This is a genomic window from Saccharothrix sp. AJ9571 (assembly GCF_021725495.1).
GTDB classification, from domain to species: Bacteria; Actinomycetota; Actinomycetes; order Mycobacteriales; family Pseudonocardiaceae; genus Amycolatopsis; species Amycolatopsis magusensis.
In genome coordinates this window covers 7,297,143-7,308,652 of sequence record NZ_CP091382.1, presented here as the reverse complement: position 1 = coordinate 7,308,652, position 11,510 = coordinate 7,297,143, and the positions used below count along the sequence as shown (strand labels likewise).

10 protein-coding genes and 2 pseudogenes are annotated in these 11,510 nt (G+C 66.9%); 4 read left to right on the top strand and 8 right to left on the bottom strand.

Translation table 11 applies throughout. The features are described 5' to 3' along the window. Window positions 1-290 precede the first annotated feature (290 nt). Window positions 291-650, bottom strand: a complete 360-nt coding sequence (locus L3Q67_RS32905) for a helix-turn-helix domain-containing protein (RefSeq protein WP_499185314.1) — start codon at window positions 648-650, stop codon at window positions 291-293. Window positions 651-678: 28 nt separating this feature from the next. Further along, window positions 679-1,932, bottom strand: a complete 1,254-nt coding sequence (locus L3Q67_RS32900; protein WP_499185313.1) for a cytochrome P450 family protein — start codon at window positions 1,930-1,932, stop codon at window positions 679-681. Between the two features lie 89 nt (window positions 1,933-2,021). Here L3Q67_RS32900 and L3Q67_RS32895 point away from each other — a divergent pair, with 89 nt between their 5' ends. Both L3Q67_RS32895 and L3Q67_RS32890 read left to right on the top strand, forming a co-directional pair. Further along, a complete protein-coding gene (locus L3Q67_RS32895; protein ID WP_499185312.1) occupies window positions 2,022-2,630 on the top strand; it encodes a TetR/AcrR family transcriptional regulator in 609 nt (202 codons plus the stop codon). A 198-nt stretch (window positions 2,631-2,828) separates the two neighbouring features. Continuing rightward, the gene (locus L3Q67_RS32890) at window positions 2,829-3,086 is read left to right on the top strand and encodes a hypothetical protein (RefSeq protein WP_499185311.1); all 258 of its coding nucleotides are present in this window, start codon (window positions 2,829-2,831) and stop codon (window positions 3,084-3,086) included. A gap of 521 nt (window positions 3,087-3,607) precedes the next feature. Here the strand turns inward: L3Q67_RS32890 and L3Q67_RS32885 are convergent. The 5 genes and pseudogenes from L3Q67_RS32885 to L3Q67_RS32865 form a co-directional block, all read right to left on the bottom strand. After that, on the bottom strand, window positions 3,608-3,850 hold the full coding sequence (locus tag L3Q67_RS32885) for a hypothetical protein (protein WP_499191699.1): 243 nt from the start codon (window positions 3,848-3,850) through the stop codon (window positions 3,608-3,610). A 115-nt stretch (window positions 3,851-3,965) separates the two neighbouring features. After that, window positions 3,966-4,169: pseudogene (locus L3Q67_RS32880) on the bottom strand (hypothetical protein); the annotation flags it as partial. Window positions 4,170-4,279: 110 nt separating this feature from the next. Further along, on the bottom strand, window positions 4,280-4,738 hold the full coding sequence (locus L3Q67_RS32875; protein WP_499191698.1) for a helix-turn-helix domain-containing protein: 459 nt from the start codon (window positions 4,736-4,738) through the stop codon (window positions 4,280-4,282). A gap of 261 nt (window positions 4,739-4,999) precedes the next feature. Then, window positions 5,000-6,145, bottom strand: coding sequence for a hypothetical protein (locus L3Q67_RS32870; protein WP_499185310.1), 1,146 nt, complete (start codon window positions 6,143-6,145; stop codon window positions 5,000-5,002). Between the two features lie 103 nt (window positions 6,146-6,248). Then, on the bottom strand, window positions 6,249-6,377 hold the full coding sequence (locus L3Q67_RS32865) for a hypothetical protein (protein WP_499185309.1): 129 nt from the start codon (window positions 6,375-6,377) through the stop codon (window positions 6,249-6,251). Window positions 6,378-6,926: 549 nt separating this feature from the next. On the opposite strand from L3Q67_RS32865, the pseudogene L3Q67_RS32860 reads away from it, so the two are divergent. Then, window positions 6,927-8,019: pseudogene (locus L3Q67_RS32860) on the top strand (IS630 family transposase). A 641-nt stretch (window positions 8,020-8,660) separates the two neighbouring features. After that, the gene (locus L3Q67_RS32855) at window positions 8,661-9,161 is read left to right on the top strand and encodes a DUF3558 domain-containing protein (protein WP_499185308.1); all 501 of its coding nucleotides are present in this window, start codon (window positions 8,661-8,663) and stop codon (window positions 9,159-9,161) included. 593 nt (window positions 9,162-9,754) lie between these two features. Here the strand turns inward: L3Q67_RS32855 and L3Q67_RS32850 are convergent. After that, window positions 9,755-11,509, bottom strand: coding sequence for a hypothetical protein (locus tag L3Q67_RS32850; protein WP_499185307.1), 1,755 nt, complete (start codon window positions 11,507-11,509; stop codon window positions 9,755-9,757). Between the last annotated feature and the right edge of the window lies 1 nt (window position 11,510).

Below are 11,510 nucleotides of genomic sequence, written 5' to 3'. Positions count from 1 at the left end.
GACCTCCGGTGGCGGTTGTTCGCGGTCACCCGGCGGGGTCCCAGTGCAGGTGCACCGCCCACAACATGCAGGTCTCCAAGATCGTCCGGGCCACAACAGGCGCTGGCCCAGCAGACGCAGTGCTCGGCTGGCCGCGCGGCGCGTCAGATAGTCGGTCAGCACGGAGACCTGTCCTGCCCGGCCAACCCCGAACCACACCTCGCCGAGATCCGGCAGCTCCGGCGCGCACCGGTCGACTAACTTGATACTCACCGATGCCGCGCCAGCCGCCGATACAGATCGGTGACAATCTAGGTGAGCTCCTCGGCGAGCGACACCCGCCGGCGCCCGGCCACCGCCTTCACCAGCCGCAGTTGGGCCACCTCACCGCAGAGCCGATCGGCCACCAATGTCGCCACTTCGCCCGCCACGGGGGTCGGCACTGGCAACTCGGCCAACTCGGGCAGCGATTCCACACCGTCGGCGTAGCGCACCGCGGCGGACAGCAACGCGGACCTGCTCTCCACGTATCCGTACACGGTGCCCTTCGCCACCCCCAACAGGTCCGCGACATCCTGCATCTGCGTGCGTTGGAAACCCTGCGCGATGAATGTTTCGGCCGCCGCCGAAACCAGGCGCGGGAAGAACTCCGCCGACCGAACCTTGGGCATGGCATCGATAACTGACCGACCCGGTCAGTCAAAGCTCGAATCGATATCGGTCGAAGCTGCTTCGGGCTGGATAGATCGTCCAGCCGGATGGCGTGCTGTCATGCGGCCACCACTGCACCGGGAGTGCGGTCAGGCCGCCGGTCAGCACGTCGCGCCGCATGGTCAATTCCTCCACGCCGACGGCCAGCCGCAACGTCGGGAACCGTGCAGCGAGTTGGGAGAACACCACCTGCAGCTCGATGCGGGCCAGCGGTGCGCCGATGCAGTAGCGGGCGCCGTGCCCGAAGGTCAGGTGCGCGGCGGCCGAGCGGGTGATGTCCACCCGGTCCGGATCAGCGAAGACGGCCGGGTCGTGGTTGGCCGCACCGTTGTCCAGCAGCACTAACTCGCCGGCCCGCACAGGGACGCCGTCGATCTCCAGGTCGGTCCGGGCGTAGCGGGGAATGCCACCGCCGCCCTTGCCCGGCCCGCGCAGCATCTCCTCGACCGCGTTCGGCACCAAGGTCGGGTCGTTCACCAAGCTCTGCCATTGGTCTGGGTTGATCAGCAACGCCAGTGCACCAAGGCCGATCTGGACCACCGTGGTCTCGTGCCCGGCGAACAGCAACGCCATGGACATTCCCGCGGCCTCCACGTCGGAGACGCCCTCGGTCGCGCACAGTCGGGAGATGACGTCGTCGCCGGGATCGGTCCGCTTGCGGGCGACCAGCTTCTGGCCGTACGCGAACAGCTCACCCAATCCCTGTTCCGAGCGGGCGCGATCGCGGATGTTGGCGGCGTCGGCGGTCCAGGCGCGGAACTGGTCACGGTCCTCGTAGGGCACGCCGAGCAGTTCGCAGATCACCAGGATCGGCAGCGGCACCGCCACCGCGGTGTGCAGGTCCGCGACAGGCCCCTGCTCGGCCAACTCGTCCAGCAGTAGCGCGGTCAGGGCCTCGACCCTGGGGCGCAGGGCACGCAGGTGCTTGGGCGAGAAGTGCGGCTGCAGCAGCGACCGCATCCGGGTGTGGTCGCTCTTCTCGGTGGCGAAGTTGCCCAGCGGTCCGCCGAACAACGCCGACTCCCCGGTCCGCGCCGCGGTCTCCGGCGCCGGATGGGCGCGGCCCAGCCGGTCGTCGTCCAGCAGCCGCCGCACCTGCGCATGACCGGTGACCAGCCATGCCTCATCACCCACGGCAGTGCGAACCCGGTGAACCGGACCCTGGGACTGCAACTCACGCAGCCGGGGCGCCACCCGCAACGGATCTACCTGCTCGAACGGCAACTGAACCGGAGCGCTCATCGCGACCTCCATCATTACACACCACTTGTACAAGATTACTTCAACAACGTACTTGTATAGTCTGTCTTTAACAAGAGGAGGTTGGTGCGATGGCAGCCGCCCGGCAATCCACGCAGCCCGCGTCGGAAAGCCAGCCCGAGCGTGTCCGGCGTATGCCCCGCGCGGAGCGGCGCGAGCAGATCCTCGACGCGGCCACCCGCGCGTTCGCCCGCACCGGGTTCACCGCCACCGGCCTCGACGACATCGCAGCGGAGGCCGGCGTCACGCATGTGATCCTCTACCGGCACTTCGCGTCGAAGAACGACCTGTACCGAGCGGTGCTGGACCGCGCCTGCACCCGACTCGGCGACGCCGTCGGGACCGAGACCTACGACGAGGGCAGCATTCCCGCGCTGCTACGCGCCGCCGCGGCCGACCCTGAAGGATTCCGGCTGCTGTTCCGCCATGCGGTCAGGGAGTCAGAGTTCCGCGATGTGATCGACCGGATCCGGTTGGCCTCGACCGAAATCGCCTACCGCCATCTCGCCGACGCGATCCCGGACGGCCCCTGGCAGGACTGGGCAGCACGACTGATCCCCACCCTCACCCTCGAAGCCGTCATCGCCTGGCTCGACACCGGCCAACCCGACCCCGACCACGCCGCCAACCGCATCGGACAGGCTATCCAGGGCGTGATCCAAGCTGCTCAGACCGGCTGAACACACAGTGGACCGTCCAACAACTGCCTCACCGCGCGTTCGCGCTCGATCGCGGCACGTTGCCAGACTGCCTAGGTCCGGGGACGGCAGATCGCCGGGCGGTTCACGCTGATCGGCTCCACGCCGTTCTCCTACGGCAGCACCAAGCAACGCGAAGCCTGGCGCGCGCTGGTCGCCACGCTGGAGTCCACGCTGCGCTTGCAGCAGCACGCCGACGGCACGCTCGTCGGCCTGGCCGACTACCTCTATGACCGCACCGGCGGCATGATCGGCAGCCTCTCCCAGCTCGTTCGCGGCGGCGCGATCCTGGCCATCGACGACGGCAGCGAACACCTCACCCGCGACCTGCTCGACCTCGTCCCGGTCGACTTCGCCGCCACCCGCGCACCGCAACGCCCTGCCCAACGCACCTCTGGCCAGCGCACGCCCGCCGCACGCAAGGCCCGCGCCCGGTGACCTCTCGCCTGCCGATCACCGTCCGGCCCGCCCGCAACGAACTCGCCGTCTCCTATCTGGCCCGGCTGGCGGGCCTGCACGACATGCCGTTCGCCGCACTCTGGGAACAGGTCAGCGGACCTCGACGCGGCTACGGCAAGGGCACGTCACTTAAGGCCGGCCTGCTCGCCACCGTCACCAGCCAGCACCGCGACCGGCTCGAACGCTCGATCATCGAACTGCGCGTCCCGCGCCCGGACTGGAAACTACTCTCACCAGCTCTCGCGAGGTCGCCGCGCCGACCCGCAGCTCCCTCCGGCGTAGCGGCTCGTCCGATCGCGACCTCTCGACGAGCGGCTTACCCCTGTCGCCTGCTGCAGAAGAGCAAACCGACGATGGTGATGCCGCAGCGGCGTGGCGACACGCCGGGTGCCCTATCGGACGAGCTGGATGACGCGGAGCCCGCCCGCGGGCAGTCCCAGGTTGCAACGCACTGCCGGGCGAGCGAAGCGAGCGCCACTGCGGCTAGTAGAGTGTCGCGGCTAACTCGTGGGGTAGAGGTGGCGGAGTTTGACGCGTGCGTTGTCGGTGGTGAACTGCCAGCGGATTTGGCGTTGCTCGGCGTTGATGGCGTGTTGCCAGGCGGCGAGTTCGGTGTTGAGGGTGTCGATGTCGCTGATGCGGCGGTCGAGGCACTGGCGACTGAGTGCGGAGAGTTCGATCTCGGCGATGTTGAGCCAGGATCCGTGTTTGGGGGTGTGGTGGATCTGCAGGCGCTGGGCCAGGGCGAAGGCCTCGTCGGGTTCGAAGGCCTCGTAGAGCGAGGCGATGCTGTGGGTGCCCGAGGTTGTCCATGACCAGCACCACGGTCTCGGCGTCGGGGTAGTCCACGGTCAGGAGTTGTTTGACTTGCCTGGCCCAGTCGATTTTGGTTCGCTGGGCCAGGGCGCAGACACGGCGCCACCCTTGCAGGGGCTCGGTCCACACGAAGATCGAACAGGTGCCGCACCGGACATATTCGCTGTCCTCACGGGCATCGCGGCCCGGCCGGGCCGGTGACGGGTCGCGGACCTGGCCGAGTAGCTGGAAGGGCTTCTCGTCCATGCACACGACCGGGCGGGCGGGGTTGTGCGGCCGGGCATAGACGGCCAGCACGTCTTCCATGCGGGCCGCGAACTCCGCGTTTGCCCGTGGCGGGATGTTCCAGCACTTTCTCAGATGAGGGCGCAGTTCCGTTTTTTTAGGACCCGGCCGATGGTCGAGTGGTCCAGGTTCGGGATGTCCTCGGTGAGTTCGACGTGTTTTTCCAGCAGCCGCAACGACCACCGGGCATGCCCGGCCGGCGGCTGCGAGCACGCCAGCGCGATCAGCCGGGCCTCGACCTCACCGGTCACCGGAGACGGCACCGGCGGAAGGTCCCGTTTCCTGCGCGAGATCGTGGCGTGGACATCACCGCCGGTCTCAGCGAACCGCTTCGCGACCAGCCGCAGCATCTCGCCCGAGACCTCGAGCCGGGCCGCGATCACCTCCTTCGGATCAGGCTCGCCCACCGAAGTGTCCAACGCGAGCAGCACCCGAGCCCGCCTGATCGCCGACGCCGGATGCACACCCGTGACGGTCAGTCGACGCAGCTCTTCACGATCCCGCGCGGTCAATGTGACCGGCCGCTTCATCTCCGACACCACAGCCATCCTCGTCCGGCGGGATGCAGGACCCGCCGGACAACAGCCTCCCAGCCACACCCACCAACACTAAGCAGCGACACGCTACTAGCTGGAATTCAACGAACATGGGCTCGCGACCAGCAGACCCATGGACGGCCGTGACCCTCGCACAGGCGTCCATCCACGCCACGGTCTCCGCGCGAAGCTGACGAGATCGAGCGGCGGTGGGACGCCGCCGAGACGGCGGCGCACCAGCGGTCTTCATGTCGGTTATCCGGCGAACGCTTCCACCGCTTCGCTCGCTGCATTCCTGTCGGGAAAGGAGTAAATCTTGGGGTCGTTCGGGTTCAGGTGCGGGTCGGTATGGCAATCATCCTTTGTCCCCGGCACTCGTTTTTCTCCGGCGTCGAGCTTCTTCGCGGTCTTTGCTTCGTAGAACGTCAGCTCGTAGTCGACGTGATAGTAGGGCGCCAACACGGATCGGCCGTCGTGCTGGGCCACCTCGCAGGTGCTGACCTGCTTCTCGGTGCCGGCGACCGCCGTGAAGCAGGCCACGACGGCGACCTGCGCGTACTCGGATGACTCCGCACTGTACGGGCCGTATTCCAGGCTGGTCCTCGTCCAATGCGCGTTGTTGGCGCGAGCAGGGTCCAGGTTCTCATAGGTTGCCAGAGGGGCCGTCTTCAATGGCTTTTTGGACATGTCAAGACCGGCGGCGTTGATGACCGGGACTCCATTGCAGACGCGGTAGTACCCGTATACGTCGTGCGTCACGTAGGTCTCGCCGCCACCCTCAACCTCGTTGACACCGAGTGTGAGAGCGCCGACGAACCGCTGCCACGTTTGTTCCGACCACGTCTTGTCTGTGTCGGTGTAGTCGAGTGTCAACGCCTGACCGTTACAGACCCTGACGGCTGTTCTGGTAACCCGGGCATGCTCGAGTTGCGTATCGCGGCTGTCGATGGTCTTGAAGGCCACCCGGTTGTTCTCGGTCGCCGGGATGTTGTAGTCCTGCCCGTCCCGAACCTCCGGACTCCTGCCCGATTTGACGATTTTTTCCTTCGCGCTCTGGTATTCGCTCGCAGTCAGATCGGTATCGGTTTCCGGCGCAGCAGAGGACAGCACGGCTTCCCTCTCTGACACGGTGAAGACCGCGGAGCCGGACCCGTAGGAGACGTACGTGCCGGAGCCGGTTTCCGAGCGCCCGGTTTCGACGATGTCCCCGATGGCAGTGGGGGCTGTCCATGCCCACGGATTGCCTTTGAGGTTGCAGGTCTCATGGAGAGGGATGGTCGGTTGCTCAGTGCGCTGCCCGTCGGCCGCTACTCCGCCGGAGACCGGACTCTCACATGCTGTCAACGGGCACAGGAGCGCGAGACAGATGACGCCGAGCGCAAGGCGCGACATTCGTGACATGATCGAAGACTTTACCCTCTGCCTCATCGTGTTGGGGCCGACGACGGGGGTATTGGCCGAGCTGTCTTCGGCACGGGCAACTTGCGGTAAGCTCGGATGGCCGTCACGTCGCCGTCTCCGGCCAGATCGGGATCACCATCGCTGCTGTCGGGTCGAACTTTCCGCCCGACAGCCCACCCGCGCTCGCGAAACCCTGACCGTCGCAGGCACCGGCGGCGCCGCCTTCAGCCACGACGGCAGGACCTGCTGGCTGGGGGCGGCGCGGACAGAGGGCTTCGCCTCTGGAAGATAGCCGATCTGCTCGGCACAGGAGCACGGTGAACAAGGACGCCCGTTCAGCCCGGCATACGCGGTTGCCGGTGGCTTTTGCCGCGTCAGCCCAGTCGCTCGGCGGCATGGCAGTGCTCTTCCGGCCAGAGCCGGACGGGACCCTGACCCAACTGAACCAGGTCGACCTGCCCGCGACGCCGGGTGAACCCAGCGTGGCACCTACCTCAGTCGCGCTCAGCGCCGACGGGAGATTGGTCGCCACGGCGGCGCCTGGTGGCGCTCGAATCTGGAGCCTGGAGGACTCTCAGAGATCCCGCCCACGCGGCATTATCGGCTCCGGCGCAGGAGAAAGCACTCTAGCCTTCACCCGCGATCCGGCCGTAGTCGTCGCGATCGTCCCGGACGGCGCGACAAGCATCTCTGTAAACCACGGGCGGCGGTGCTCGGCCGCCCCGGGAGGAAGAACAGCGTCCTAGTGTCCTGAGTCGTTGATTCGTTGTAGGTTGTTGCGATGGCTCGTCGTGGACCGGCGTTACCCGAGTTGGTGTTGACTGAGATCGAGCGTCGGACGCTGGAGGGGTGGGTGCGTCGTCGGTCGACGGCGCAGGCGTTGGCGTTGCGGTCGCGGATCGTGCTGGCGTGCGCCGAGGGTGTCCAATATGGACGTGGTGCGGCGGTTGGGTGTGTCGCCGCCGACGGTGAACAAGTGGCGGCGCCGGTTCGTCGAGCACCGCCTGGACGGATTGTCCGACGAGCCTCGGCCCGGCGCCGCGAGGAAGATCACCGATGCCCAGGTCGAGCACGTCGTGGTGACGACACTCGAACAGGCGCCGCCCAGCAACGACTCGCACTGGTCGACCCGGTCGATGGCGCGGGCCACCGGCATGTCGCAGACTGCGATCTCCCGGATCTGGCGGGCCTTCGAGCTCAAACCACACCTGGTGCAGACTTGGAAGCTGTCCACCGATCCGCTGTTCATCGACAAGGTCCGTGACGTCGTCGGTCTCTACCTCGACCCGCCCGCCAAGGGGCTCGTCCTGTGCGTGGACGAGAAGTCCGGGATGCAGGCGCTGGACCGCACCGCCCCGACGCTGCCGATCATGCCCACCACTCCGGCCCGCCGCACGCACGACTACGTCCGGCACGGCACCACCAGCCTGTTCGCCGCCCTGGACGTCGCCACAGGCAAAGTCATCGGCCGGCACCAGCGCCGCCACCGCCACCAGGAGTTCCTGCGGTTCCTCAAGACCATCGACGCCGACACCCCGCCCGATGTGGATCTGCACCTGGTGTGCGACAACTACGCCACCCACAAGACCCCGGAGATCAAGACCTGGCTGGTCCGCCATCCCCGGTTCCACCTGCACTTCACCCCGACCGGATCGTCCTGGCTCAACCTGGTCGAGCGCTGGTTCGCCGAGCTGACCAACCGCAAACTCCGCCGCAGCGCCCACCGCGGTATCGCCGAACTCGAAGCCGATGTCGAAGCCTGGATCGACGCCTGGAACGACGACCCGAAACCCTTCGTCTGGACCAAGACCGCCGACGAGATCCTCGACAACCTCGCCCGATACTGTCAACGAATCAACGACTCAGGACACTAGGCACTACCGTAGGAAGCATGCGGACGCACTACATGCACATAGCGGTGGGAGAGCAGCATTACCAGTTCGCGACTCTTTACCAGGGACTCGGACACCACCATCCTGGTGCGCGGCACATCCTCGGCGGGCCAGATAGCGCGGCACGCACTACCCAGAACATGAGCGGCCAGAAGTCGAACCCGATCGCGATGACTGGTCGATTGAACTTCCGGTCGTTCTCTGGCTGCTGGACCAGATCCGCGACGGAGTCGTCTCGGCCGACGATGTCCGGGACCATCTCGCGAGGGAGAGCGGTCCTCCTGGGGGCTGTTGCTGGGAATGCGCATCGATCAAAGAAAATGCGGCTGATTTGATCGCGCGTTGCCGACAGGAACGTGACGCGTGGATGACGCATCAGAACAGCATGGCACTCGAAACGCACCCTTATGCTGTCACCGTATGAGGACTACGCTCGCGATGCAGAACTGCGGAAGGCGAGCGGAAGCGGGTCACCCGGTGGCCATACTCCCTCAGCCTGAGGTGGTACGTCCACGTCAGCGGCAATCCGAGTGACGCTCGGCGCGCCGCGGCCTGCGACCGCGAAAGAGTGAGGGGAAACTATTGTGGGGGCTGCCACAGCAGTCGGTGTCATAGTGTCGGCAGTGGCCTTTCTGGCCGGGTGTTCAAGCGTGCAAGGAGGACAGGCGCAGCCGGTGTCGACCCGGCAGGAGGCGCCAGCCTCCTCAGAGGTCACAGGGTCGCCTCAGGGCTCCCACGACCTCAAGGCCTGCGCGGTGTTGGACAAGGCACTGCAGGGTCGTGGATTTCCCCCAGGCAAGGCCGACAACGTCGGCAGCGCCAACGGCTGTAGCGCCAGCAAGTTCGGCTCGGCGACCTCGTTGAACCTTGACGACAGGCAAGGGATTAATTATCTCGATGCCGACCCCGGCAAGGCGCATGACGGCAAAATCAACGGGCGCCGTATCCGCCAAGTGCGGGAAATCGATGGCGACGAGGCGACCTGCCTCGTTTTGCTCGAGGTCACCGCGAAGGCTCGGGCGATGGTGTCGTTAACCTTGGGCACCCAAGGAAGCACAGACCAGGCCTGCGCGGACGCGTTCTCCATCGCGCAAGCCGTCGAGCCCCAACTTCCAACCCGTTAAGCGCGCAGACGCTGCACCGCAGGGGAGCGACCAGGCGGGTGCCCGCCGCGCCTATTCGGCCACGGAATGTTAGAGCGCGATAGCACGGCGCACGCGGCCGACATGTAGGCCGAGCCGGCCAAGCGGGCCTTGACCCGCGAGGAACTGCAGCGGCCGGCCCGGGAAGAAGCGCTTGTCGTGAGAACGCATCCGCACTCACGCCATCCTCCAGGACAGGCGATTGCCTGGCATGCTTCACAGCCGGGTGCTGGTCTGGCGCCACGCTGTCGAAATCGGCGCCCGTCATCGGGCCCGGTACGAGAGAGCAGTGCGCCCGGATGGTCCCGGCGAGGGGCAGCGCGGCTCGCCCGCATCGAAAGATCAGCGCTCATCTGCGGCGCATCGACGCCCTCCCTGTACCCCGCCCGGACCGGCCACCACACCACCGGCGCCACACTCGCTCAGTACGCCTCGGACCACCCGCCCGTCCTCAGGACCTCACCCTGATTGACCGGCAATGGCCAGGCGGTCAAGGCTGGTCGCTGTGAAGGGGCCGAGGGCGCGGGCGCCTGAGCCCGGGCCCAGACCGGATCCGCCGGTCCGGGCCGAACGGTTCATTTCGGGACGGCGTACAGGCATTCGCCGCCGGTGTCGCAGATGTCGATGTGCAGAACCTTCGCCCGGGCGCGCACCACTGCGGGCACCTTGGTCAGGTCCTGTTCGGGCACTTCCAGGGTGTGTCTGCCGCCGATCGGTCGGCCGACGATCGGTTTCGGGGTGGTCGTGGTGGCGTTTCGGCGTTCCTTGGCCTGGTTCTCCTTGGTGCTGCTGACGATGTCGCCGATCTGATACTTGCTCGCGGTGGCGCCGAGATAGCCGTTCACGGTGCTCGGCAGGACGTTCTGGATATTGGTGTACTTCCGTTCGACGATCTTCTCATCCGGGTTGTAGGAATCGATGTACTTCCGGCGTTCGGTCCGGACCTCGTTGTAGTCGTAGGATTCGCTGCGCATCCAGTTGAACAGGTTCCCGGCCTGGATCCGCCGCCACACCACGGGCCCGCCCTTGAAATTCTCCGGGGCCGGGCGCAGGTCCACCCAGTCGTCCAGGTATTTCTCGAACTGATCCGGGGTGACGTCGGCGGGTGGCCGGCTACCGGGCAGGTAGGGTGAGCTCCCGGATTTGAGCTGGCTCGCCTCGTAGTCGCCCGCCTCCTGTTCCACCTCGGCCTCGGTCGGTGGCGGCAGCGGGGTCGTCACCACCGGCAGTCGGTAGCGGGTCGTGCCGTCCTCGACCACCACCATGTCGGGTTCCGAACCCATGATCGCGTCGCCGACACCCTGCACCACCTTGACCTTGCCCACCACGGGCATCGTCAGCAGCGCCGCGCCGGGGTCGCCCTCGGCCAGGTAGATCCCCGAGTTCACCGCATTGGCGACCTCACCAGCCACCGGGGCCAAACTCAGGTAGTCCAGCAGGTCGTGGACGTCGTCGGGCGCGGGTTCCTCATGGGTGCTCGTCGCGTGGTGGGTGGTGGCCGGTTCCTTGCCGTAGAGCGGGAACTTGTTCTCCGGGTTCGCGGCCAGCACGTCCTCGACGTGGTCGGCGTCGTAGCCGGCGGGCGAACCGTGGTCGCTGGGGCCGCCGGTGAGGCGGTGGACGAGGGCGCCCGCGTCGCCGCCGGAGCGTTCCGCCCTCGACGGAGCTCGGGCGGCGTCGGTGGCTTCCCGGGTTTCGTCGCGATTGAATCGATCGCGCAGGATGGCGGCGGGACTGCTCAGCGGAGGTTCGTCCTCGTCGTCCGAGAGGATGTCGGCGGGGGAATCGATGTGGTCACGAACGCGGCCGTCGTCGCGCTTCGAATTCCCGTCGCCCCGGTCGCCGGAATCGTTCTTCCGATCGCCGGATTCGTCCTCGTCGTCCTTGGTGCCCGCGTTGCCGAGCACGACCTCGCGGGCGCCGCTCTCGTCGGGCCTCTCGAAATCGTGGCCGCCTGAATCGTCGTTTTTCTTTCCGGAGTCGTTGGAGCCCTTGTCGGAATCGCCCCCGGAGTTGTTGTCGGCGCCCTTGCCCTTCGCGCTCACATTGCCGAGCACGACTTCGCGGGCGCCGCTCTCGTCGGCGCCTTTGAAGCCCGCGGACTTCGCTTTGTCGCCGTCATTCTGTTCCGGTTTCGCCACCGGCTGGGGTGTGCCGATCATCCCTGGGACCGCGGCCGCACCGGCCGCGCCGTCCTCGTCACCGGGGATGGCGATCCGCGGCCCGGCGTGCGCGGCGCCTGCCCCGATGAGCCCGAAGGCGACGGTAATGAACCCACCCGCCGCGGCGTGGCCCAGCAGCCGGCGTAGGTCGACCCTGCTATCTCGCATC